A 24,074-nucleotide genomic window follows, 5' to 3' on the forward strand; every position below is an offset into this window, starting at 1 on the left:
AACTTTGAAAACAAAAGCATTTATATTCGATTTAGACGGAGTAATCGTCGATACCGCTAAATACCATTATCTGGCATGGCAAAAAATAGCCAACCAGCTGGGCATAGAATTTACTCCGGAACACAACGAAGAATTAAAAGGCGTAAGCCGTGTACGTTCGTTAGAGCTAATCCTTCAATTAGGAAAAATAGAAGCCGGCCAGGAAGATAAAGACAAATGGCTTACACAAAAAAATGAGGACTACCTCTCCTATTTAGTTGACATGGACGAAAGCGAACTGCTTGCAGGAATTCTGCCTGTCCTACGTTACCTAAAAGAAAAAAAACAACTGATTGCTTTGGGTTCTGCCAGCAAAAATGCGAGGCCAATCTTGGAAAAAACAGGCATCATCCACTATTTTGATGCTATAGTCGACGGCAATGATGTTTCAAATGCCAAACCCGATCCTGAAGTTTTCCTAAGAGCAGCAGAATTATTAAACACTGCTCCTGAAAACGCTATTGTTTTTGAAGACTCTGTAGCCGGCATACAAGCCGCAAATAGTGCCAACATGACAAGTATAGGAATTGGAGAAGCAAAAATTCTGCATGAAGCCGATTATATTTTCCCTGACTTTACCCATATAGAAACAAATTTCATAGAAACTTTAGTGAACAGATAAAATGAACCAAGATTATATAGTACCAAATAATTGGTCAATCATAGAAGAAGGATTTGATGCAGAAAGAATAAAATCTTCCGAAAGTTTATTCAGTATTGGAAACGGTGCCATGGGACAACGTGCCAATTTCGAAGAAAGCTATTCCGGAGAAACTTTCCAGGGAAGCTATATTGCCGGAATCTACTATCCGGACAAAACAAAAGTGGGCTGGTGGAAAAATGGTTATCCGGAATATTTTGCCAAAGTACTGAACGCACCCAATTGGATCGGGATCAATGTTGAAATTAATGGAGAAAATCTCGATTTGAATACGTGCTCAGAAGTAAAAAACTTCGAGCGCGAATTAAACATGAAAGAAGGATGGTACCACCGTTCTTTTGAAGCTACCCTAAAAAACGGAACTCAGATAAAAGTTGATGTTCGTCGTTTTCTTTCGCTGGATTCAGATGAATTAGGTGTTATTAATTATGAGATTACGCCTTTAAACAAAGACGCAAAAATCGTTTACAAGCCTTATATTGATGCTGGAGTAAAAAATGAAGACGCCAACTGGGAAGAAAAATTCTGGGAACCGCTGGAAACAAAACATTCCGGTAATGAAGCCTTTGTTGTTGCCAGAACATTTAAGACCCATTTTAACGTGGCAACTTATATGTCAAACAACATCTTTTTAAATGGCAAAAACCTGAATATCGCTCCTGTTACCGTTGAAGCTACTTCAGAAAAAATTCTTTTTGCTTATGAAACAGAAGCTGCACAAGGAGAAAAATCATCCATCCAGAAATTTGGTGGCTATACCGTGTCGCTAAACCATGAGAACTCGCAATTAATCTCCGCAGCCCAAAACATCATTGTAAAGGCAAAAGCAAAAGGCTATGAAACCTTATTGCAAGAACAGATTGAAGCCTGGTCAAAAATTTGGGAAATGTCGGATATTACTATCGATGGTGACGTTAAGGCACAACAGGGAATCCGTTTTAATATTTTCCAACTGAACCAAACTTATTTGGGTAAAGATTCTCGACTGAACATTGGCCCAAAAGGTTTTACAGGAGAAAAATATGGTGGTTCTACCTACTGGGATACCGAAGCGTATTGCATTCCGTTTTACATGGCGACAAAAGACCAGCAGGTTGCCCGAAATTTGCTGACCTACCGATACAACCAATTGGATAAGGCAATCGAAAATGGTGAAAAATTAGGCTTTACAAACGGCGCCGCTCTTTTCCCGATGGTAACAATGAACGGAGAAGAATGTCACAATGAATGGGAAATTACCTTTGAAGAAATTCACAGAAACGGAGCCATTGCTTTTGCCATCTACAACTATCATCGATTTACTGGCGATTACAGCTATATTCCTGAAAAAGGTCTGGAAGTATTAATTGCTATTGCCCGTTTTTGGCATCAGAGAGCAACATTGTCTACGCTTAAAAACCAATTTGTAATCTTAGGCGTTACCGGCCCGAACGAATACGAAAACAACGTAAACAATAATTTCTATACCAATTATCTGGCAAAATGGTGTATCGACTATGCCGTTGAGCAAATTGAAAAAGTAGAGAAAGAATATGCTGCTGATTATTCCAGAATCATTTCAAAAACAAAACTGGAAGCAGCAGAAATAACCAATTGGAAAAAAGTAGCAGATAAAATGTATCTTCCTTATTCTGAAGAGCACGATGTTTATTTGCAACAAGACGGATTTTTAGACAAAGAACTGGTTAAAGTCCACGATTTGGATAAAAGCCAGAGACCAATCAACCAAAAATGGTCATGGGACAGAATCCTACGTTCTCCATACATCAAACAAGCCGACGTATTACAAGGATTTTACTTTTTTGAAGACCATTTCTCAAAAGAGCAATTGGAAAGACATTTCGATTTTTATGAGCCTTTTACGGTACATGAATCTTCGCTTTCTCCATGTGTGCACTCTATCCAGGCTGCAACTCTAGGTCGTATGGAACAAGCGTATACTTTCTACTTAAGAACTTCGCGTTTGGATCTTGACGATTATAACAAAGAAGTGGAAGAAGGCTGCCATATTACAAGTATGGCCGGAACCTGGATGAGCATCGTTGAAGGTTTTGGAGGCTTGCGTGTCAAAAATGACAGCTTACATTTTGAACCAAAAATTCCGGAGCAGTGGCAAGGCTATTCATTCAAAATCAATTTCAGAAACCAAATATTGCAAGTTTTCGTAAATGCAAACGAAACTAAATTTACCTTAGAAGGAACTCAGGAACTGACCGTTTATGTCAACGGAAAAGCAGTACTTGTAGAGCCAAATACTCTGGTAACCGTATAAATACCACCACCCTTCCCTTTCGGAGTTTTTAACTCCGAAAGGGTTTTTAAAAACAAAACAATGAATTTTACAAAAAAAATAAACCTGTTAGTGCTGCTTTTATCTATTTCTGCTTTCGCCCAAATCGATAAGATCGAGCCTCCTTTCTGGTACGCCGGAATGCATAACCCTGAACTTCAGATTATGTTTTACGGGAAAAATATAGCACAGTATGAAACCTCCGTTTCCAACAATGTGGTTATCAAAAACGTGGTAAAAACTGAAAACCCTAACTACATTTTCATTACAATCGACACAAAAAATATTCCTGCTTCTGATTTTGTCTTTTCATTCAAAAACAAAAACAAGGTAGCCTTTACAAAAAAATATTCACTGAAAGCAAGACGTAAAAATTCAGCTGAACGAAAAAGCTTCGATTCATCTGATTTAATGTATCTCATCATGCCGGATCGTTTCGCTAATGGAAATCCAGACAACGATACCGACAAATCGCTGAATGAAAAAGCAGACCGAAGCCTTCCTGGTGGACGTCATGGCGGAGATATTGAAGGAATCATAAAACACCTCGACTATTTAGAAGAATTAGGCGTAACAGCACTTTGGAGTACGCCGCTTTGTGAAGATAATGATAAAGTTCATTCGTACCATACCTACGGACAATCTGATGTTTACAAGATTGATCCCCGTTATGGAACCAATGAAGAATATGTACGCCTTTCTGCGGAATTGAAAAAGCGTAACATGAAACTCATCAAGGATTATGTTACCAACCATTGGGGCGCAGAACACTGGATGTATAAAGACCTTCCTACGTATGATTGGATTCACCAATTCCCAGGATTTTCACAATCTAATTATAGAATGACAACGCAATTTGATACCAATGCTTCTGCTATTGATACCAAAAATTGTATGGACGGCTGGTTTGTTCCTTCCATGCCCGATTTGAACCAATCCAATCCTTTAGTACTGAATTACCTTATACAAAATGCTATCTGGTGGATTGAATATGCCGATTTGGATGGATTCAGAGTCGACACCTATTCTTATAATGACAAAATTGGGATTGCAAAATGGACCAAAGCCATTACTGACGAATATCCTTATTTCAATATTGTAGGCGAAGTCTGGATGCACGACCAGGCACAAATGTCGTATTGGCAAAAAGACAGCCCAATCAGTGCGATACAGAGCTATAACTCCTACCTGCCAAGCGTTATGGATTTTACATTACATGATGCTTTCGGGAATGTGTTCAACGAAGACAAAGCCACATGGAATGATGGAATGATTAAGGTTTACGATAATTTTGCAAATGATTTCTTATATCCTAACGTAAACAATCTTCTGACTTTTGTAGAAAATCACGATACCGGAAGGTTTAACCATATCTACAAAAACGATTTTAAGAAATACCAGATGGCAATGACAATAATTGCTACCGTGCGTGGAATTCCGCAAATCTATTACGGATCAGAAATTGGAATGGCAGGTGACAAGGCAAAAGGTGATGCCGATATCCGTCAGGATTTTCCAGGAGGATGGGCAGGCGACAAAAACAATGCCTTTACCAAAGCAGGAAGAACAGAAGAGCAAGCCAAGTTTTTCGATTTTTCTTCAAAATTATTCCAATGGAGAAAAGGAAAATCTGTTATCCATTCTGGTAAGATGACACATTATATCCCGGAAGACAACGTATATGTTTATTTCAGATATGACGACAATGAAACCGTAATGGTAATCATCAACAATGCTGCTCAGGCAAAAACATTCAAAACGGGCCGTTTTCAGGAAAACATCAAAAATTTTACATCAGGAAAAGATGTACTGACAGGAAAATCGATTAACATAAAAGAAGATGTGACTATCGATAGTAAATCAGTGTTGATCTTAGAATTAAAATAATCTCACAAAGACGCAGAGACGCAAAGTTTTTTCTCTCTTTGCCACTAAGCGCCTATTGTAAGAAACAGTGAGAATCTTATCAAAATGCAGAAGAACAAAATTTCATAAATTGCATAAGATTCCTTGTAACTCAAGTCTCTTGCATAAAAAATTAAACGCCATAAAATAATTAATATCCGCCAAAATGAAAGAAAACGAATTATCTCGAATCATAGTTAATTTATGTTTCGAAATCCATACAAAGTTAGGACCTGGACTTCTAGAAAGTGTCTATGAAACAATTTTAGTCTATGAACTTACTGAAATGGGATTGAGAGTTGAAAGACAAAAATCGCTACCCGTAATCTGGAATGATATAACGATGAACATCGGTTTCAGAGCAGATATAATTGTAGAAAATTTAGTCCTCATAGAAATAAAATCTGTTACAGAGATTGCGCAGGTACATTTAAAACAAGTACTGACCTATCTAAAGATAACAGGATTAAAATTGGGATTGCTAATCAACTTTAACGAGCCCTTAATTAAAAACGGAATTAAAAGAATAGTAAACGACTTATAATCTTTGCGTCTCTGCGACTTTGCGAGAACAAAAAACAATGTCTATGAAAAAAACAATCTTACTGGCACTAACGCTAACAGCCTTTATCAGCTGCAAAGACGATAAAAAAACAGACAATACAACAACTGCAAAAACAGAAACTCTTGCCCCAATAACGGATGCAACAGCAGAAAATGCGGTTATTTATGAAGCCAATATTCGTCAATATTCACCTGAAGGAACTTTTAATGCTTTTACGAAAGATATTCCTGAATTGAAAAAATTGGGTGTAAAAATCATCTGGCTGATGCCTATCTATCCTATTTCGATGAAAAACAGGAAAGCTACCGGAGAACTTTCCGTAGAAGACATTAAAGACCCAAAAGAAAAGGCCAAATATTTAGGAAGTGCTTATGCTATATCAGACTATACAGCGATCAATCCAGATTACGGGACCAAAGAAGATTTCAGAAATCTTGTAAAAACAGCCCATGAAAACGGTATGTATGTTATCCTTGATTGGGTAGCCAACCACACCGGATGGGATCATAAATGGATTACGGAACATCCGGAATACTACCAAAAAAATGCAAAAGGGGAAGTAACTGATCCGCTTAATCCGGAAACAGGAAAATCATGGGGATGGACTGATGTTGCTCATTTGGATTACGCCAATAAGGAACTTCACAAAGCCATGGAAAACGAAATGTTATACTGGATAAAAGAAGAAAACATAGACGGTTTCCGTTGTGATGTTGCCGATAATGTTCCTGCCGAATTCTGGCAAAAAGCAATTCCTGAGCTACGAAAAGCCAAACCGATTTTTATGTTGATGGAATCAAACAAAAATTATCTTTTAAAAGACGGACTTTTTGATATGGGATATGGCTGGGAAGCACACCACGTAATGAACGCCATTAACAAAGGAACAAAAACAGTTAAAGACCTGGACAACGTATTTGATAAAATCGCGAAAGAATACGAGAAGAATGATATTTTCATGAACTTTACGTCAAATCATGATGAAAATTCATGGAACGGAACCGAATATGAAAGAATGGGCGATGGTGTAGAAGCTTTTACAGCACTTACCTACTTAATGCCAGGAATGCCACTTATTTATACAGGTCAAGAATATGACCTTAAACACCGATTGAAATTCTTCGAAAAAGATTCAATTCCGAAAGCTAAGGCAAAAATGTTCCCTATTTATGAAAAACTAGGCGAATTGAAAAACAACAATATTGCTCTGAATGGTGGGAAAAACGCGGCTTCTTTCAAACGTTTGGCAACTTCAAACGATACCAATGTACTTGCTTTTGAAAGAGAAAAAGAAAATCAAAAAGTTTTATTTATCGGAAACCTTTCCAAAAAAGATCAGCAATTCACAGCTCCAATCGAAGGTACATTTACCAATTATATGACTGGCGAAAAAATAACATTGGCAAAAGACCAGAAGTTCAGCTTCAAGCCTTGGCAATATTATATTTTGGTTAAATAAAAAAACGATAATTATTATTTAGAATGTTTAAAAATGCTAATTTAGTAGTTCCTTAGAAACAACTTAGCATTTTTAAACATGGCCTTTGAATATATAGAAATAGAAAGGGTTGAAAGACTTACAAAGAAAGAGTTTATCGAAAACTATTATAAGCCTCAAAAACCAGTAGTAATTACCAATCAGATTGAAGACTGGCCTGCTTTTTCCAAGTGGAATTTCAAATTTCTGAGAGAAGTAGCCGGCGATAAGACAGTCCCTCTTTATGACAGCAGGAAAACGGATTATACAAAAAAAGTAAACGAGCCGGATTTCAAAATGACGATGTCGGAATATATCGACATTCTTGAAAAAGGCCCGACTGACCTGCGTATTTTTCTGTACAACCTGATGAAAGATGTGCCTTCAATGAAATCTGACATGAGATGGCCTCAATTAGGACTTCGATTGATAAAAAGCCTGCCATTGGTTTTCTTTGGCGGACAAGATGCCAAAGTTTTTATGCATTATGATATTGACTTCCCTAATATTTTCCATATCCATTTTGAAGGAAAAAAACAATGTGTTCTCGTTGATCCAAAAGAAACGAAATACATGTACCGTCTTCCCTATTCCTGGATTTGCAATGAAGATATAGATTTCGACAATCCCGATTTTGAAAAATTCCCGGCACTCAAAATGGTAAAGCCTTACATAACCAATCTGCAACATGGCGAAATGCTTTATATGCCTGAAGGTTGGTGGCATTATATGAAATACCTAACACCTGGTTTTTCATTAAGTTTGCGTTCCTTAGCCGGAAGGCCAAGCAACCTGCTCAAAGGTTTGGCGAACGTTGCAGTCATCCGTTATTATGACAACTGGATGCGAAAACGCAAAGGACAAGCCTGGCTGGATTATAAAGATGCCGAAGCCATTCGCAGAACCAATGCACTGCTGAAAAAATAATAAAATGCCCTGTATCACGCAGGGCATTTCTTTTTTAAGCTACAGATAATTTAGATTGTCAAAAAATCATTATCAATCAGCACAAAACACGAAATTTCCTTTATGAACTTTGCGGCTCCGCCTTTGCGAGCAATTATTTTCACCCAAAGGCGCAGAGCTGCAAAGCATGGAATATAGATTAGCGTAAAATTCCCTATAATAGCCTAAACTTTTGTCAGGCAGAGCCAAAAACTTTACTTTTACCAATTAAAAGTCAGTCTTGAAAAAAATACTCAATATAGGACATCGCGGTGCCAAAGGCCACGAACCTGAAAATACGCTTCCTTCATTCCAAAAAGCATTAGATCTGCATGCTGACGGAATCGAATTGGATGTCCATATCTGCAAGACGGGCGAGCTGGTCGTTATCCATGATTTTACGGCAGACAGGACTACTAATGGCACTGGTGCTATTTCTGAGTTGACACTTTCTGAAATAAAAGCATTGCGTATCAACGAACATATTGAAATCCCTACGTTAGAAGAAGTGATAGAATTGGCTGGCAAAAACTGCCTTATCAATATTGAGCTAAAAGGCCAGCATACAGCAAAATCTGTATCGCATCTTATTGAAAAGTATATTCTTGAAAAAGACTACAGCTACGAAAACTTTATTGTTTCCAGCTTTCAAAGAGAAGAACTTGAAATGATGTACACCATCAATCCTAAAGTACATTTAGGTGTACTATCTCAGGCAAGCGTGGCACAAGCCTTAGAATGGGCATCCGCTTTTTCTGCAAAAGCAATACATCCCCATTTCAGCCTTCTGACAGAAGAAAACGTACAGCAGGCACAAAAATCAGGTCTTAAAGTTTATACCTGGACAGTCAATGAAATTGATGATATTGAGAGAATAAAAATGTATAATGTTGATGGAATCATTACCGATTTCCCTGAAAGAATATGAACCCTAATTTCGACATAATCATCGTTGGCGGAGGAGCCGGAGGTTTTTTTACTGCCATAAATTGTGCTGAAAAAAATCCGAAACTGAAAATCGCCATATTGGAACGAGGCAAAGAAGTCCTGACAAAAGTGCGTATTTCTGGCGGCGGACGATGCAATGTAACACACGCTTGTTTTGTACCAAATGAATTGGTAAAATTTTATCCCCGTGGTGAAAAGGAACTTCGCGGTCCGTTTCATCAGTTCTGCTCAGGCGACACTATTGAATGGTTTGAAAAACACGGCGTCGAATTAAAAATTGAAGATGACGGACGCATGTTTCCCGTTTCCAATTCATCACAAACCATTATCGACTGCTTTACGACTGCAACAAAAAAATTAGGAATACAGGTATTGACCGGACAAAGCGTACAATCCATCTATAAATCAGAAACATCTGAAGAAAGTTTCTGGAAAATAGAAACCCAAAATCAGCAGTATTACTGCGAAAAATTAGTGCTGGCTACAGGAAGCAATCCAAAAATGTGGGATACGCTTCAAGAATTTGGGCATTCCATCGTAAGCCCGGTGCCATCCTTATTTACATTTAATATAAAAGATCCCCGCATCAAAGAACTGCCTGGCGTTTCGGCACAAGTTTCTGTAAAAGTCAAAGACACCAAACTGACCTCAACCGGACCTTTACTGGTAACGCATTGGGGAATGAGCGGCCCGGCAATCTTGAAACTATCCGCTTGGGGAGCACGAATTTTATTTGAGAAAAACTACCAGTTTACCATTTTCGTCAATTGGCTCAATGATATCGATACGGAAGAAGCCGAATCTACTTTAAAGGAATTGAAACTGGATCATTCCAAAAAAGCAGTATCGAAAAAATCTCCATTTGATTTTCCAAACCGTTTATGGGAAAGCCTGGTTTTGGCTTCAGGAATTTCAGAAGAAACAAAATGGGCCGATTTATCCAAAAACCAATTGCAGAATTTGGCAAACCAATTGACAAAGGCACAATTCCAGGTCAATGGAAAAAGTACTTTTAAGGAAGAATTTGTTACCGCTGGAGGAATTGAATTAAAAGAAATCAATTTCAAGACAATGGAAAGCAAAATACATCCAAATTTATTTTTTGCAGGAGAAATTACCAATATCGACGCGATTACTGGTGGATTTAATTTCCAAAATGCATGGACTAGCGGATTTATCGTAGCAAACGCTATTACCCAATAGCATTAAAAGCAACCTTTTATTGATTCAGCCACCATATACTGGCATTCAACACCATAGCAAAGCCTACCCAAAACAGATACGGAATAAATAAATATCCTGAGAATCGGTTTATTTTGGCGAATTTGATATAGGTTTCATAAATCATCAGCCAAAGTAAGACAATCTCAAACAAGGCAAGCAATGGGTTTTTGAGCCCAAAAAACAAATACGACCATAAAGCATTCAACGCTAATTGGATGGCAAAAAACAGCATGCCCTTTTTGACTTCTTCTTTTCTTGGAGAATCAATTTCATGCCAAACCAATCCGCCCGCTATTCCCATCATAACATAAAGAATAGTCCAGACCGGAGCAAAAATCCAATTTGGCGGGTTAAAGCTTGGCTTTTCAATCAACGGATACCAGCTTTCTACTGCTGGTCGGGTAACCAGACTTGAAAAATAACCTATCGCCAGGCATGTTGCTGTTAAAACTAAAATTCGCTTGTATCTGTTCATTTTTGCTTTTTTAACAAAATTAGTTATTTTCACAGATTAGCCCTAATGCAGACTGCGATTTGGGCAAAAAAAGTATCTTTGCACAAATTCATAAACTATGATTTCGGAAAAGGATTTTATTCCGTCGGGATATACCCATTCGATAGAAAAAGGAGATTTCAAATGGAGCGCACCAAGCAATATCGCTCTGGTAAAATATTGGGGAAAAAAGGACAATCAGATTCCTGCTAACCCGTCGATAAGTTTTACGCTCAACCAATGCAAAACCATTACTTCCTTGTCGTTTGAGAAAAAAAATCCGGATGGAAATTTTTCATTTGACCTGCTATTTGAAGGAAAACCAAAAGACGATTTTAAACCAAAAATCCAGAAATTCTTTGAAAGAATCGAGACTTATCTTCCGTTTCTAAAAGAATATCATTTTACTATAAATACCGAAAATACGTTTCCTCATAGTTCCGGAATTGCCTCTTCTGCTTCAGGAATGGCAGCTCTTGCCGTAAACCTGATGAGTATTGAAAAGGAATTGAATCCTGAAATGACCGAAGATTACTTCAATCAAAAGGCTTCTTTCTTGGCAAGATTAGGTTCGGGCAGTGCTTGTCGAAGCGTAAAAGGAAACATTGTTACTTGGGGAAATCATAAAGAAACCGAAGGAAGTTCAGACTTATTCGGAATAGAATTCTCTGGTTCCGTCCATACTAATTTCAAGAACTATCAAGATACTATTTTACTGGTCGATAAAGGCGAAAAGCAAGTCTCAAGTACCGTTGGGCATGACCTGATGCATAATCACCCGTATGCCGAAAAACGATTTGAGCAGGCTCATGTAAACCTATCCAAAATAAAAACCATACTGGAATCAGGCGATTTGCAGGAATTCATCAAGATTGTAGAAAGTGAAGCCTTAACCCTGCACGCCATGATGCTGACTTCTATGCCGTATTATATACTGATGAAACCTAATACGCTGGAAATCATTAACCGTATATGGAAATTTAGAAACGAAACCAATATTCCGGTATGTTTCACGTTAGATGCTGGAGCCAATGTCCATATCTTATATCCCGAAAACGTTAGAGATAAAGTTTTAGAATTAATTAAGAATGAATTAGTTGGCTTTTGCCAAAACTCGCAATATATTTGCGATGAAATTGGATTTGGCGCAAAAAAATTGTAATTTTAACAAAATTCAAGAGCAGACATGAAAGGACCATTATTTTACTCAAAAATATTACTCTTCGGTGAACACGCTATTAATAAAGGTTCCCGAGGTTTGTCCATTCCCTATAATTTTTTCAATGGCGGATTGAAAGTAGATAACAATCATACTGATGAAGCCCAAAAATCCAATGCCAGCCTGAAACGCTTTGTGGCTTATCTTGAGACCATGCAGCAGGAAAATCCGGAATTGGTAACTTTTAATATTGAGCTGCTAAAACGAAATGTTGAAGCCGGAATGTATTTTGATTCCAGTATCCCACAAGGATACGGAATTGGAAGCAGCGGCGCTTTAGTTGCTGCCGTTTATGACCAGTATGCCGAAAACAAAATCACGGTTCTCGAAAACCTGACACGTGAAAAGCTGCTGAAACTGAAACAGATTTTCTCAAAAATGGAATCTTTTTTCCATGGAACAAGCTCCGGATTAGATCCGCTAAACAGCTATCTGAGCATTCCTATACTTATCAATTCGCACGATAATATTGAGGCTACCGGAATTCCTACCCAAAGTCTGGAAGGAAAAGGAGCCGTATTTTTATTGGATTCCGGAATGGTAAAAGAAACTGCCCCAATGGTAAGCATTTTCATGGAAAGCCTAAAAGACAAAGGCTTTAGAGCCATGGTCAAAAACCAGTTCGTGAAATATACAGACGCCAGCATTGATGATTTCCTTCATGGCGACGTCAAATCATTGCTTTCCAACACTAAAAAACTTTCCAAAGTTGTCCTAAACAATTTCAAGCCTATGATTCCGGAACAATTCCATGGAATATGGCAAAAAGGATTGGATTCGAATGACTATTACCTGAAACTATGTGGTTCAGGAGGAGGAGGCTATATTCTTGGGTTTACGCATGATTATGACAAGGCGAAAGAAGCTCTGAAAGATTACAAATTAGAAGTAGTCTATCAGTTTTAGCCAAAACACCCACTCCATTCATAAAAGCGAGCCGTTAGGATATGGCATAGTATTTTTTACCTCAAACTCAAAATAGTATACCTGACATGTTAAGCAGAAAAAACAAACTTCTAGTAATGAAAATTATCAGTTTGTTTTCTGTAGTACGCGGCTATAACATTCCTGTTATTGTTCTTGCGCAGTACCTTTCAGCAATATTCATATTGGCTCCGGAAAACACAAGAGCATTAGATGTTATTTTAGATATCAATCTTTTTATTCTTGTCTTGGTTTCCAGTTTTTGTATTGCCTCAGGCTATATTATCAACAACTTTTATGATGCTCAGAAAGATTTAATCAATAGGCCAAATAAATCGATGTTGGATAGGCTCGTAAGCCAAAAAACCAAACTATATGTCTATTTCGGCTTAAACTTTCTGGCTGTTTTCCTTGCTTATTTTGTTTCATGGAGAGTCAGCATTTTTTATTCGGCTTATATTTTCCTTATCTGGTTCTATTCCCATAAACTTAAAAAATATCCTATAATTGGAAACCTAACCGCTTCACTATTGGCCATCTTCCCATTCTTTGGAATCCTTTTGTATTTTTTCAAAGGACAATATCAAGAATACGACTGGCAGAAAATAGGAATTATCTTTGGCCATGCAAGCTTCTTGTTTTTACTCATCCTGATTCGGGAAATGGTTAAGGATCTTGAAAATATGAAAGGAGATTTTGTCAGCGATTACAAAACAATTCCTGTGGTATATGGTGAATCCGTATCAAAGAAAGTCATTACAGTATTGACCATCCTTACCGTCATTCCAGTCTATGTTTTAGTAGACATTTATGAAGTAGGCTATATGGTTATCTATTTCTATATCTGTCTGATGACACTGATTTTTTTCCTATTGAAGCTATGGAAATCAAATACCCGTAATGAATTCCTAAAACTTCACAATCTATTAAAATTCATTATCGTAGCAGGTGTTTTCTGTATCGTATTAATAGAACCGGCCGTACTTTGGCACGGAAAGAAAATCCTTTTGGCTATCAATTTTTGCTAACTTTCACTTCCATGGGCTTTTAAAGCCGCCAATTCGCTATCTTTGCACAAATTTAGACGCGAATGAACAAGAATGAAGGAGGCAACAGACGCAATGCCTCAAACAGACCAGGAGGAAAAAGCAGTTTTGGAAAATCAAAACCGCCATTGCCAAAAAGAGCCCAAGGACCTAAAAAAAACAAGCCTGCTGTTGAGTCAGCTGCTGAAAAAACTGAGAAAAAACCAAACCAGGCTCCAAAAAGACAAAAAGCAGCAGATGAAATGCGCTTGAACAAATACATCTCAAATTCGGGAGTATGTTCTCGTCGTGATGCTGATATTTATATACAATCCGGAAATGTAAAAGTAAACGGAGTTACCGTTACTGAAATGGGATATCTTGTCAAAGCTACCGATGTAGTAAATTTTGACGGTTCTTTACTGACACCTGAAAAGAAAGAATACATTTTGCTAAACAAGCCGAAAAACTTCACCACCTCTTTAGATGAAGGTTTTGAACACAGAAATGTTTCGGAATTAGTTAAAGGTGCTACAAAAGCTGTTTTGTCGCCTGTAGGCCGTATGGATAAAAACACAACAGGTTTGTTATTGTTTACAAACGATACAGACATGATTAGAAAATTCACTATCCCGAATCAAAAATCTTCAAAAATCTATCAGGTATCATTAGATAAAAACCTGAAGTTTGAAGATTTGGAAAAAATCGAAAAAGGCATGACGATAGATAATCATCGTGTTAATGTTGAGGAAATCAGCTATATTGACGATGAACCAAAAAGCGAAATCGGATTGAAATTACGTACGGCTAACGTAAAAGTAGTTCGTCATATTTTTGAGCATCTTGGCTACGATGTGCTTAGAATTGACCGTGTAGTTTTTGCCGGTCTTACCAAGAAAAATCTCCCAAGAGGAAATTGGAGGTTCCTGACAGAACAGGAAATTATCAATTTGAAAAATATATAATACAACTAAATCCCAAAATCAAGTTTGGGATTTTTTGTTTTTGTAGCTTTGCCTCTATCAAAAAAAATACTATGACTCCCGAAATATTGCAATCTATCGCATTTAAATGGTTTGATGCATTCAACTCACACCAACTCGAAAAACTTTTAGACCTATATGACGACGAAGCAAAACATTTCAGTCCGAAGTTAAAAATCAGGAAACCTGAAACCAACGGATACGTAACAGGAAAACAAGCCCTTCGCGAATGGTGGAAAGATGCTTTTGAGCGCCTTCCTTCTTTGCATTATAAGGTCACTTCTCTGACACCCAACAACGATCGTGTTTTTATGGAATATGTAAGAACCGTTGACGGTGAAGACGATATGTTAGTTGCGGAAGTATTAGAAGTAAAAAACGGAAAGATTATCGCTTCGCGAGTCTATCACGGATAAAAAAAAGCCCTTGTTGTCAAGGGCTTTTTCTTTTTTATTAACCTCTAATCTTTTTAGAAGGTTCTTCTTTCTTATCGAGTCCACGTTTTCTTAATAGTGGTTCCACACTTGGTTCGGCTCCACGGAATCGCTTATACAAAACCATAGGGTCTTCAGTTCCTCCTTTTTCAAGTACATTTTTTCGGAACAATTGTGCTTTCTCCGGATTGAAAAGATCTGTCGTTTTAAAAGCCTCAAAAGCATCCGTATCCAAAACTCCCGACCAGATATAGCTGTAATAACCAGAAGAATAGCCTCCAGAAAAAATATGGCTGAAATACGTACTTCTATATCTTGGAATAATCGCATCGATCAGCCCAATTTTTTTCATGGAATTTTTCTCAAATGAATTGGCATCCAATTGAATTGGAGCCGTCTGTGTATGGTAATCCATATCCAGAAAAGAAGCTGCAAGATATTCTACTGTTGCAAAGCCCTGGTCAAAAGTTCCTGATTTCTGTAATTTTTGGATCAGCGCATCCGGAATAACTTCACCTGTCTTATAATGTTTCGCATACATTTTTAAAACTTCAGGTTCGGCAGCCCAGTTTTCCATAATCTGTGATGGCAGTTCAACAAAATCTCTTGGCACGCTAGTACCTGCAAGACTTTTATAAGTAACATTCGAAAGTAATCCGTGCAATGCATGGCCAAATTCGTGGAAGAAAGTAGTAACCTCATCAAATGTCAACAACGCTGGCATATCGCCTGTTGGTTTTGTAAAATTACATACAATAGAAATCACCGGAGCTTTTCTTTTCCCGTCAACTGTTTTCTGACTTCTGTAAGATGTCATCCAGGCACCGCCTCTTTTAGAAGCTCTTGGAAAGAAATCCATATACAAGATCCCTACATGCGATCCGTCTGCTTCCGTAACTTCCCAAACCGTAACCTCATCATTGTATTTTGGCACATCATTCAGTTGTTTAAATTTCAAACCGTATAACTTTTCAGTCACCTGAAAAATACCATTTCTAGCGTTATCAAGACTAAAATAAGGTTTCAATTCCTGTTCATCCAAATCAAAACGTTGCTTCCTGATTTTTTCAGTATAGTATCTCCAATCGTAAGGCTTCACTTTATCTTTGACTCCATCTTTAGCCATCATTTTCTGAATATCTGATGCTTCTGTCTTAGCAATCGCCAAAGCAGGCTTCCATAAATCATTCAAAAGTTTGGCAACATTCTCAGGATTTTTAGCCATCGATTCTTCCAATACATAAGCCGCATGGGATTTGTAACCTAACAACCTTGCCTTTTCTCCTCGAAGGTTGGCCAGCTTGATTGCGTTTTCTTTGTTATCCAACGCATCATCATGATTGCCGCGTGTTTGGTAAGCATTCCAGATTTCCTGGCGTAGTTTTCTGTTCGAACTGTATTGAAGAAACGGCATCACGCTTGAATTTGAAAGCGTAAAAACCCACTTCCCTTCTTTTCCTTTTGCTTTTGCATCGTCGGCCGCAGTATTTATCAATTCCTGAGGCAATCCGGCCAAATCTTTTTTGTCTGTGATTACCAACTCATATTTGTTGGTTTCAGCCAATATATTCTGTCCATATTTTAAAGAAGTCATCGAAAGTTCTGCGTTTATCTTGCGGAGCTTATCTTTATCAGCAGTGGCTAAATTTGCACCACTTCTCACAAATGCTTTATGCAGGTTTTCAAGAATTTTTGCCTGCTCAAGATTCAATCCTAAAGATTCTTTTTTGTCCCAGATCGCTTTTACTCTTGCGAATAATTTTTCATTCAGGTAAATATTATCGCTGTGAGCCGCCAGGTTTGGAGAAACCTCTTTGGCTATTTTTTGCATTTCCTCGTTCGTATTGGCTCCGTTCAGGTTGGAGAATACAATATTCACATTCGACAACAGTTCTCCTGCATTTTCCATAGCTAATATGGTATTTTCAAAAGTAGGAGCTACCGTATTGTTTGCAATAGCATTGATTTCGGCTTCGTGTCTTTTTATTCCTTCTAAAATAGCCGGCTTAAAATGTTCATTTTTAATCTTATCAAACGGTGGGACTTCGTATGGCGTACTATACGGTTGAAAAAACGGATTCATATTTTGCTTGTTTTCTTGCGCTTCAATTGTCAGCATATTTCCAATAGCCAACAAAATGAAAAAGGATTTTTTTCTCATCTAAAAAATTTATTGAAGCGTAAATTTAGCACAAAATGGCTTTTTAAGCAGTCTCATGAATGTTAATTAAACCAAAAAGTGTCTTTGCCTTTACAATAGGTTTTTAGAAAGACAATTCTCAAAAAAGAGTCTTGAACAACAATTTGAAGAAAACAAAAAAGCCTGTTTGCTTTGCAAACAGGCTATCTTTTTGTGCGGGTAATAGGACTCGAACCTACACACCTTGCGGCACCAGATCCTAAGTCTGGCGTGTCTACCAATTTCACCATACCCGCAGTAGACAGTTGATTTCGACTATTGTCTCAATCGAGGTGCAAATATAATCATAGTTTTGAACTTTCAAATAAAAAATTAAAAAAAAATAAAAATTCTTTTTTTGTATTTTTGGCAAACAACATATCAATTTTACCTTTCATGGATACTTTAAAAGATTACGTTCAGAAAAACAAAGAACGTTTCCTCAACGAACTTATTGATTTACTGAAGATTCCATCTGTGAGTGCAGATTCTGCCTATTCACAAGATGTTATCGATACTGCTAATGCTGTCAAAGCAAGCCTGGAAAAAGCAGGCTGCGATTTTGTTGAAATTTGCGACACACCAGGATATCCTATTGTTTACGGAGAAAAAATAATCGATAAAAACCTTCCAACGGTGCTGGTTTACGGACATTATGACGTACAGCCGCCAGATCCTTTGGATTTATGGACTTCGCCTCCTTTTGAACCTGTTATCAAAAAAACAGAGCTACATCCTGAAGGCGCCATTTTTGCCAGAGGTGCCTGCGACGACAAAGGACAGATGTACATGCACGTTAAGGCATTGGAATATATGGTACAGACCAACAACCTGCCATGTAATGTAAAATTCATGATTGAAGGCGAAGAAGAAGTAGGTTCGGCAAGCCTAAGCTGGTTTGTAGAAAGAAACCAGGAAAAACTTAAAAATGACGTAATTCTGATTTCGGATACGGGAATGATTTCCAATACACAGCCATCGATTACGACAGGATTACGAGGATTGAGCTATGTAGAAGTTGAAGTTACAGGACCAAATCGCGATTTACATTCAGGTTTATATGGCGGAGCTGTAGCGAATCCGATTAACGTACTGGCAAAAATGATTGCCTCGCTTCATGATGAAAACAACCACATCACGATTCCGGGATTCTATGACAAGGTAGAAGAACTTTCGGATGCTGAAAGAGCTGAAATGGCGAAAGCGCCTTTCTCTTTGGAGGCTTATAAAAAAGCGCTTGATCTTAACGACATCTATGGCGAAAAAGGCTATACGACAAACGAAAGAAACTCTATCCGCCCTACTCTGGATGTCAATGGAATCTGGGGAGGTTATACCGGAGAAGGTGCAAAAACAGTTATTGCAAGCAAAGCCTATGCTAAAATTTCAATGCGTTTGGTTCCAAACCAGGATTGGCATGAAATTACGGAATTGTTTACAAAACACTTTGAAAGTATTGCTCCAAGCGGCGTAACAGTAAAAGTAAAGCCACATCACGGCGGACAAGGTTATGTAACTCCAATTGACAGTATAGGTTACCAGGCTGCTGCAAAAGCCTATAACGAAAGTTTTGGCGTACAGCCAATCCCTGTTCGTTCCGGAGGAAGTATTCCGATTGTAGCCTTGTTTGAAAAAGAATTAAAAAGCAAGACCATTTTAATGGGATTCGGTTTGGATAGCGATGCCATCCACTCGCCTAATGAACATTTTGGTGTATTCAATTATCTAAAAGGAATTGAGACTATTCCTTTGTTTTACAAGTATTTTGTGGAATTGTCGAAATAAATATATGCTTAAAAAAATTCTATTTAGTGTAGTTTTATCAATGACCTTTTCAATGGCTTGTATTGCTCAGGAAACTAAAGCAGTTCAAAATCCTACATCTATTCCCGAAAACAAAGTAGCTATTTTTCCTAAATTTCAAGGAGGTGATCATAAAATGTCTATGTATCAATATGCACAGAAAAACTATGTAATACCTAAAAATTTCAAAGGAAACGGAGTAATGCTAGTAGATTTTATAATTGATACACAAGGTAATGTAACTAGCATTAACGTTATAAATGATCTTGGTTATGGATCTGCCGAAGCGGCAGTCAAACTTTTAAAAAATATGCCCAAATGGACTCCTGCTTATGATGTTAATGGAAATCCTATAGAATTTGCACACCAACTAAAAATTAGTTTGAATTCTAATTAAGGACAAAAAATTAGCCTGATAGTTCATTATAAATCCAATAAAAATCCGTTCAGAAATGAGCGGATTTTTTTATTTCAAAAAAAATCTGCTCTACACTTGTAGAATTGAATTTTATTTCTACATTTGTAGAGTATTTACAAAAATCGAGAATGAGGATTATAAAAATAGCGCCCAAAATTTTAGTACTGGTATTCTTTTTGACAATGATAGGTTGTAAGACCAATCGAATTCGAAATAATGAACGTGTTGGGAGATGGGTTGAATTTGATACGATAGACGGTAAAATATATAAAAGCGTTGGACGATTTAGAAATGGAATTGGAAAAGGTGTTCATCGGCAGTTTTCTGATAAGAAGTTAGTCCGAAAAGAAAAGTATAAAGATGAAATCTGTCATACTATTTATTATTATGAAAACGGCAAGGTAATGACAGAAGGAGACACAAAAATGGCTCTAACCGAAAAGCTAGTCCATTGGTATTATACTGGTGATTGGAAATTTTATGATGATAATGGCCAACTATTAGGAATCAGAACTTACGAAAACGGCAGTGTAATTAACGAAATAGAAATACAACAATAAAAACCATGCAATTATCCAACTCAGAAGAACAATTGATGCAGCATCTTTGGAAACTAGAAAAAGGCTTTATGAAAGACCTGCTTGAATGTTATCCGGATCCAAAACCAGCTACAACAACCATAGCCACTTTATTAAAGAGAATGGCCGATAAAAAATTTGTAGCTTATAATGAAATTGGCAACTCAAGGGAATATTATCCTTTGGTAGAAAAATCTGATTATTTTTCTAAACACGTAAACGGGCTGATTAAAAATTTCTTTAACAATTCAGCCTCACAATTTGCTTCTTTCTTTACGAAAGAAACGAATCTGACACAAACAGAATTGGAGGAACTCCAGAAGATTATTGACAAAGAACTTCAAAAAAAGAAAAAATGACAGACTTCATCATAAAATCGACCGTCAGCCTGACCGTACTATTAGGCATCTATTATCTTTTTTTAGAAAAAGAAAAAATGCACACATTCAATAGGTTTTATCTTTTATTCAGCCTAGTCCTTTCTTTTGCAATTCCTTTTATTACAATTGAAGTAGCGGTTGAATCCTTACCAAAACCTTTAGTATCCCAATTGGCTCCGGCTCCAACTCCGGTTCCGGCTCCGGCTCCAATTTTGATACCATCTCAAGATCAAGCCATCGCCTCCAGAGTCGCTACAGTCCAAGAAGCTGAAACGAATTATTTGCCGGTTGTTCTTTGGAGTTTATACGCACTGGCTACGACATTTCTGGTCATCCGATTTGGAAAAAACATTTACAGCCTTATCCTGAAAGCTAAGAAAAGCCGAAGGGTTGCCTTTAATTGTTCCACATTGGTCTTATCCAAAGAAGAACAGCTGCCACATACGTTCTTAAAATACATTTTCATAAACGAAGATGATTTTAACAGCCATAAGATACAGGAAGAATTATATACACACGAATTGGCACACGTAAAACAGAAACATACTTACGATGTGCTATTCATTGAAATATTGAAGACCTTATTTTGGTTCAATCCGATATTGGTCTTTTACAAAAAAGCAATACAACTCAACCACGAATTTCTAGCAGACGAAAACGTGGTAGAATCTCATAAAAATGTTCCATTTTACCAAAATCTGCTTATCGAAAAGGCATCTTGGAACAGCAACTTTTACTTGGCCAGTAATTTAAATTTTTCAGTAACAAAAAAACGATTAATTATGATGACTAAAACCACATCAAAATCAAGAGCGCTGCTCAAAAAAATAGCCTTAGCGCCAATTTTATCAGGACTATTATTGGTTTCGTGTATAGAAAATACTCCTGCTAATGCTCAGACTGCAATGTCTGCTACTTGTACAGCAGATCCTTCTTCCAGTGACAAAGAAACAGAAGTTTGGATTAATGGAGAACGTGTCAAAGACAGTGAAATGAATCTGCCTCTTTCTAATTGGAAGAATAAAAACAACCAAACTAATGAAGTTGCCTCTATAGAAAATACTTCTGCTAATGCTCAGACAACAATGTCTGCTACTTGTACAGCAGGCCCTTCTTCTGGCGACAAAGAAACAGAAGTTTGGATTAATGGAGAACGCGTCAAAGACAGCGAAATGAATCTGCCTATTTCCCATTGGAAAAATAAAAACAACCAGACCAATGAAGCAGCTTACTTTAAAGGAGTACGGTTTATTATTTATAAAACCGGAACATGGACAAAAGACAGACTGCAAGGCAAAGACATTATTTTAGACAAAACTTACGATGAATTAACAGCAAAAGAAAAAGAACGCTTTAAACCACACCTGAGGATCCCTCAAGGAACTGTGAAGAAATCTCCAACTGCAGCAGAACTTGAAGAATATAAGAATTCGAAAAAATATGCCATTTGGATTAATGAAGTATATGTCCCAAACAGCGAACTGAATAAATACAGCCCGTCTGATATTGCCTTTTTCTCTGGAAGTTCTGTTGCAAAAAATGCAAGAACTCAAAAGCATCCGCAGCCTTACCAATTCACTTTTTATACACATGCCTATTTTGATAAAAAACAAATGGATAAGGCTCCAGCTAAATATCCATTGGATAAGATTGAGATTTTCGATAAAATAATCAAGAAATAAAAGCCATAAAGAAACGGAATCAATTCTAACACTTCAGTTTCTGAAAATAAAAGATGCTGTCAAAAGCGGATAAAAAGTATTTGACAGATGGGGAGTCTCATAAATACAAAAGGGAAAAATTTGTAGTTAGTTAAAATTATAGTCTCCATCATAAATCCGCCTTATAGGCGGATTTTTTTATCCCTAAGCCAAAACATATCAACATTTTATAACATTCTTTAAAAATTGGCGTTACTTTTGCAGACATCATCATCAATCATACTATTGGACACGTTTCCAATATTCTAATCATCAATCATTATGTTAAAAGACTTCTTTATTGTCTGCTCCGGAGTTGACAAAAAAATCATCGAAAGCTGTTCCAATGGCGAACAAAATAAATATGCGGGAATTGGAGCCACCGTATTTTTCACAGCAGTAATGGCATTTATCGCCAGTAGTTATGCCCTTTATACCGTTTTTGACAATGTCTATGCAGCCGTATTTTTTGGATTTGTATGGGGATTGCTGATTTTTAATCTGGATCGTTTTATAGTTTCAACAATTCGAAAAAGAGACAGCTTTTCAAACGAATTCATACAGGCAACACCAAGGATTGCATTGGCTATAATTATTGCCATTGTAATCTCAAAACCACTGGAAATTAAAATCTTCGAAAAGGAAATCGACACTGTGCTTTTGAAAGAAAAGAACGCAATGGCGCTAAATAATAAAAAAGAAGTTGCCAATTATTTTAAATCGGATCTTGAAAAAAACAAAGCCAAAATCGACAGTCTTAAATCCGAAATCGGAAAAAAAGAAAAAGAAGTCAATACTTTGTACCAAACTTATATTGCAGAGGCTGAAGGAACAGCCGGAACTAAAAAATTGGGCAAAGGACCTGTTTTTAAAGAAAAGATTGCAAAGCATGATTTGGCTAAATCTGAATTGGATACCTTAAGAAAAAACAATCTGGCTAAAATTGCCGAAACAGAAAAACTATCCAAAAAACTTGAGGCCGATCAGGATAAGAAAGTAACCGAAACCCAACCTATTATTGATGGATTTGACGGACTTATGGCACGGATCAATGCTCTAAACAAATTACCTTCGCTGCCGTCCTTCTTTATCATGCTGTTGTTTCTGGCAATAGAAACTTCTCCAATTATTGCAAAACTATTGTCCCCAAAAGGAGAATACGACTTTAAACTGGAAGATATAGAAACCGCACTAAAAGCAACAATCAGCCAAGACAAATACCAGAGAGAGCTACTTGTAAAAACCAGCGCTCAGATGCACGATAAAGTTTATGAAGACATCGCTACTGATAAAGGATTATATGACCTTCAGCGCAAAAAGGCAAAAGAACTTTTGGAACTACAGGCCCATAATTTTGTAGAAAAGCAAAAACGTACTTTATAAAACGGTATAACCAAAAATAAAAAGGCGAAAAGTATCGGATACTTTTCGCCTTTTTTATATCAAAGTTTTTTATTGCTAAATTCCTTCTTCAATTCGGATACTCATCCAGGCTGCTTCCATGATGATATCATCACCTACATACGCTTTTCCGGACTGCTTGATTATCTTTTCGCTTAGTCGCAAATTCTGGATAACAAACTTCACTTGATCGCCAAATAAGACGCCTTTTAAAAATTCTGCCGTTTCAATATAAGCCAAAGCGAAGATTCCATTGGTGACTCCCAATAACCGAACACCTGCTCCGCCACATTGAGCCATCGATTCCAACAAGATAGTTCCGGGAACATAATTAAATTCCGGAAAACTGCCTTTTAAAATAAAATTCGTATCATCAAATGTCTTAATGGCGACTATCTGCTCTTTATCTACAGATACAATTTCATCTACAAATAAAAAAGGCGCCCTATGCGGTATCAGGTTTTCTATATCCTTGCTCATCGT

At 37.2% G+C, this 24,074-nt stretch carries 22 protein-coding genes and 1 tRNA gene; 19 read left to right on the forward strand and 4 right to left on the reverse strand.

Features of this window, described 5'->3' with window-relative positions; genetic code table 11:
• The first annotated feature begins 4 nt into the window (after positions 1–4).
• From pgmB to ABH942_RS07055, 8 genes are all read left to right on the forward strand, one after another.
• The gene (gene pgmB / locus ABH942_RS07020) at positions 5–661 is read left to right on the forward strand and encodes a beta-phosphoglucomutase (protein ID WP_370030519.1); all 657 of its coding nucleotides are present in this window, start codon (positions 5–7) and stop codon (positions 659–661) included.
• A 1-nt stretch (position 662) separates the two neighbouring features.
• Entirely contained in the window at positions 663–2,972 is a 2,310-nt protein-coding gene (locus ABH942_RS07025; protein ID WP_370030521.1) for a glycoside hydrolase family 65 protein, read from the forward strand.
• 60 nt (positions 2,973–3,032) lie between these two features.
• Positions 3,033–4,877 carry a glycoside hydrolase family 13 protein gene (locus ABH942_RS07030; RefSeq protein ID WP_370030523.1) on the forward strand — a complete coding sequence of 615 codons (1,845 nt, stop codon included), beginning with the start codon at positions 3,033–3,035 and terminating at the stop codon, positions 4,875–4,877.
• A gap of 184 nt (positions 4,878–5,061) precedes the next feature.
• Positions 5,062–5,439, forward strand: coding sequence for a GxxExxY protein (locus tag ABH942_RS07035; RefSeq protein WP_370030525.1), 378 nt, complete (start codon positions 5,062–5,064; stop codon positions 5,437–5,439).
• A gap of 43 nt (positions 5,440–5,482) precedes the next feature.
• On the forward strand, positions 5,483–6,919 hold the full coding sequence (locus ABH942_RS07040) for an alpha-amylase family glycosyl hydrolase (RefSeq protein ID WP_370030527.1): 1,437 nt from the start codon (positions 5,483–5,485) through the stop codon (positions 6,917–6,919).
• 78 nt (positions 6,920–6,997) lie between these two features.
• On the forward strand, positions 6,998–7,864 hold the full coding sequence (locus ABH942_RS07045) for a cupin-like domain-containing protein (protein WP_370030529.1): 867 nt from the start codon (positions 6,998–7,000) through the stop codon (positions 7,862–7,864).
• 259 nt (positions 7,865–8,123) lie between these two features.
• Entirely contained in the window at positions 8,124–8,810 is a 687-nt protein-coding gene (locus tag ABH942_RS07050) for a glycerophosphodiester phosphodiesterase (protein WP_370030531.1), read from the forward strand.
• A complete protein-coding gene (locus tag ABH942_RS07055) occupies positions 8,807–10,033 on the forward strand; it encodes an NAD(P)/FAD-dependent oxidoreductase (RefSeq protein WP_370030533.1) in 1,227 nt (408 codons plus the stop codon). Before ABH942_RS07050 ends, ABH942_RS07055 begins: the two co-directional genes overlap by 4 nt.
• 16 nt (positions 10,034–10,049) lie before the next feature.
• Here the strand turns inward: ABH942_RS07055 and ABH942_RS07060 are convergent, their stop codons facing one another.
• Entirely contained in the window at positions 10,050–10,529 is a 480-nt protein-coding gene (locus tag ABH942_RS07060; protein WP_370030535.1) for a TspO/MBR family protein, read from the reverse strand.
• Positions 10,530–10,626: 97 nt separating this feature from the next.
• Here ABH942_RS07060 and ABH942_RS07065 point away from each other — a divergent pair, with 97 nt between their 5' ends.
• The 5 genes from ABH942_RS07065 to ABH942_RS07085 all read left to right on the forward strand — a co-directional run bounded on the left by ABH942_RS07065 (position 10,627) and on the right by ABH942_RS07085 (position 15,114).
• Entirely contained in the window at positions 10,627–11,709 is a 1,083-nt protein-coding gene (locus ABH942_RS07065) for a diphosphomevalonate/mevalonate 3,5-bisphosphate decarboxylase family protein (RefSeq protein ID WP_370030537.1), read from the forward strand.
• Positions 11,710–11,733: 24 nt separating this feature from the next.
• Positions 11,734–12,672 (forward strand): mevalonate kinase, encoded by a 939-nt coding sequence (locus tag ABH942_RS07070; RefSeq protein ID WP_370030539.1) that lies wholly within the window; start codon positions 11,734–11,736, stop codon positions 12,670–12,672.
• An 86-nt stretch (positions 12,673–12,758) separates the two neighbouring features.
• Positions 12,759–13,718, forward strand: coding sequence for a geranylgeranylglycerol-phosphate geranylgeranyltransferase (locus tag ABH942_RS07075; RefSeq protein WP_370030542.1), 960 nt, complete (start codon positions 12,759–12,761; stop codon positions 13,716–13,718).
• 62 nt (positions 13,719–13,780) lie between these two features.
• Positions 13,781–14,680 (forward strand): pseudouridine synthase, encoded by a 900-nt coding sequence (locus tag ABH942_RS07080; RefSeq protein ID WP_370030544.1) that lies wholly within the window; start codon positions 13,781–13,783, stop codon positions 14,678–14,680.
• 71 nt (positions 14,681–14,751) lie between these two features.
• Entirely contained in the window at positions 14,752–15,114 is a 363-nt protein-coding gene (locus ABH942_RS07085) for a nuclear transport factor 2 family protein (protein WP_140000784.1), read from the forward strand.
• 37 nt (positions 15,115–15,151) lie between these two features.
• On the opposite strand, the gene ABH942_RS07090 is transcribed toward ABH942_RS07085, so the two are convergent.
• Together ABH942_RS07090 and ABH942_RS07095 are read right to left on the reverse strand one after the other, a co-directional pair.
• Positions 15,152–17,293, reverse strand: a complete 2,142-nt coding sequence (locus tag ABH942_RS07090; protein WP_370030546.1) for a M3 family metallopeptidase — start codon at positions 17,291–17,293, stop codon at positions 15,152–15,154.
• 193 nt (positions 17,294–17,486) lie between these two features.
• Positions 17,487–17,568: transfer RNA gene (locus ABH942_RS07095), tRNA-Leu, on the reverse strand.
• A gap of 139 nt (positions 17,569–17,707) precedes the next feature.
• On the opposite strand from ABH942_RS07095, the gene ABH942_RS07100 reads away from it, so the two are divergent.
• The 6 genes from ABH942_RS07100 to ABH942_RS07125 all read left to right on the forward strand — a co-directional run bounded on the left by ABH942_RS07100 (position 17,708) and on the right by ABH942_RS07125 (position 23,573).
• Entirely contained in the window at positions 17,708–19,096 is a 1,389-nt protein-coding gene (locus ABH942_RS07100; RefSeq protein WP_370030548.1) for a dipeptidase, read from the forward strand.
• Positions 19,097–19,100: 4 nt separating this feature from the next.
• A complete protein-coding gene (locus tag ABH942_RS07105) occupies positions 19,101–19,511 on the forward strand; it encodes an energy transducer TonB (RefSeq protein ID WP_370030550.1) in 411 nt (136 codons plus the stop codon).
• A gap of 203 nt (positions 19,512–19,714) precedes the next feature.
• The gene (locus ABH942_RS07110) at positions 19,715–20,092 is read left to right on the forward strand and encodes a hypothetical protein (protein ID WP_370030553.1); all 378 of its coding nucleotides are present in this window, start codon (positions 19,715–19,717) and stop codon (positions 20,090–20,092) included.
• 5 nt (positions 20,093–20,097) lie between these two features.
• Positions 20,098–20,469, forward strand: a complete 372-nt coding sequence (locus ABH942_RS07115) for a BlaI/MecI/CopY family transcriptional regulator (RefSeq protein WP_370030555.1) — start codon at positions 20,098–20,100, stop codon at positions 20,467–20,469.
• A complete protein-coding gene (locus ABH942_RS07120) occupies positions 20,466–22,172 on the forward strand; it encodes a M56 family metallopeptidase (RefSeq protein WP_370030557.1) in 1,707 nt (568 codons plus the stop codon). The genes ABH942_RS07115 and ABH942_RS07120 overlap by 4 nt, the downstream gene beginning before the upstream one ends.
• Before the next feature lie 300 nt (positions 22,173–22,472).
• A complete protein-coding gene (locus tag ABH942_RS07125) occupies positions 22,473–23,573 on the forward strand; it encodes a DUF4407 domain-containing protein (RefSeq protein ID WP_370030559.1) in 1,101 nt (366 codons plus the stop codon).
• A gap of 75 nt (positions 23,574–23,648) precedes the next feature.
• Here the strand turns inward: ABH942_RS07125 and ABH942_RS07130 are convergent, their stop codons facing one another.
• The gene (locus ABH942_RS07130) at positions 23,649–24,071 is read right to left on the reverse strand and encodes a 3-hydroxyacyl-ACP dehydratase FabZ family protein (protein WP_370030560.1); all 423 of its coding nucleotides are present in this window, start codon (positions 24,069–24,071) and stop codon (positions 23,649–23,651) included.
• Positions 24,072–24,074: the final 3 nt, after the last annotated feature.

It is taken from the genome of Flavobacterium sp. 28YEA47A, assembly GCF_041262125.1.
GTDB lineage: Bacteria > Bacteroidota > Bacteroidia > Flavobacteriales > Flavobacteriaceae > Flavobacterium.

What these genes read in the sequence shown, in the direction of transcription:
- ABH942_RS07025 (WP_370030521.1), top strand. Translation starts at nt 663, where the DNA reads ATGAACCAAGATTATATAGTACCAAATAATTGGTCAATCATAGAAGAA.
- ABH942_RS07030 (WP_370030523.1), top strand. Translation starts at nt 3,033, where the DNA reads ATGAATTTTACAAAAAAAATAAACCTGTTAGTGCTGCTTTTATCTATT.
- ABH942_RS07035 (WP_370030525.1), top strand. Translation starts at nt 5,062, where the DNA reads ATGAAAGAAAACGAATTATCTCGAATCATAGTTAATTTATGTTTCGAA.
- ABH942_RS07040 (WP_370030527.1), top strand. Translation starts at nt 5,483, where the DNA reads ATGAAAAAAACAATCTTACTGGCACTAACGCTAACAGCCTTTATCAGC.
- ABH942_RS07045 (WP_370030529.1), top strand. Translation starts at nt 6,998, where the DNA reads ATGGCCTTTGAATATATAGAAATAGAAAGGGTTGAAAGACTTACAAAG.
- ABH942_RS07055 (WP_370030533.1), top strand. Translation starts at nt 8,807, where the DNA reads ATGAACCCTAATTTCGACATAATCATCGTTGGCGGAGGAGCCGGAGGT.
- ABH942_RS07060 (WP_370030535.1), bottom strand. Translation starts at nt 10,529, where the DNA reads ATGAACAGATACAAGCGAATTTTAGTTTTAACAGCAACATGCCTGGCG.
- ABH942_RS07065 (WP_370030537.1), top strand. Translation starts at nt 10,627, where the DNA reads ATGATTTCGGAAAAGGATTTTATTCCGTCGGGATATACCCATTCGATA.
- ABH942_RS07070 (WP_370030539.1), top strand. Translation starts at nt 11,734, where the DNA reads ATGAAAGGACCATTATTTTACTCAAAAATATTACTCTTCGGTGAACAC.
- ABH942_RS07075 (WP_370030542.1), top strand. Translation starts at nt 12,759, where the DNA reads ATGTTAAGCAGAAAAAACAAACTTCTAGTAATGAAAATTATCAGTTTG.
- ABH942_RS07080 (WP_370030544.1), top strand. Translation starts at nt 13,781, where the DNA reads ATGAACAAGAATGAAGGAGGCAACAGACGCAATGCCTCAAACAGACCA.
- ABH942_RS07085 (WP_140000784.1), top strand. Translation starts at nt 14,752, where the DNA reads ATGACTCCCGAAATATTGCAATCTATCGCATTTAAATGGTTTGATGCA.
- ABH942_RS07090 (WP_370030546.1), bottom strand. Translation starts at nt 17,293, where the DNA reads ATGAGAAAAAAATCCTTTTTCATTTTGTTGGCTATTGGAAATATGCTG.
- ABH942_RS07100 (WP_370030548.1), top strand. Translation starts at nt 17,708, where the DNA reads ATGGATACTTTAAAAGATTACGTTCAGAAAAACAAAGAACGTTTCCTC.
- ABH942_RS07105 (WP_370030550.1), top strand. Translation starts at nt 19,101, where the DNA reads ATGCTTAAAAAAATTCTATTTAGTGTAGTTTTATCAATGACCTTTTCA.
- ABH942_RS07110 (WP_370030553.1), top strand. Translation starts at nt 19,715, where the DNA reads ATGATAGGTTGTAAGACCAATCGAATTCGAAATAATGAACGTGTTGGG.
- ABH942_RS07115 (WP_370030555.1), top strand. Translation starts at nt 20,098, where the DNA reads ATGCAATTATCCAACTCAGAAGAACAATTGATGCAGCATCTTTGGAAA.
- ABH942_RS07120 (WP_370030557.1), top strand. Translation starts at nt 20,466, where the DNA reads ATGACAGACTTCATCATAAAATCGACCGTCAGCCTGACCGTACTATTA.
- ABH942_RS07125 (WP_370030559.1), top strand. Translation starts at nt 22,473, where the DNA reads ATGTTAAAAGACTTCTTTATTGTCTGCTCCGGAGTTGACAAAAAAATC.
- ABH942_RS07130 (WP_370030560.1), bottom strand. Translation starts at nt 24,071, where the DNA reads ATGAGCAAGGATATAGAAAACCTGATACCGCATAGGGCGCCTTTTTTA.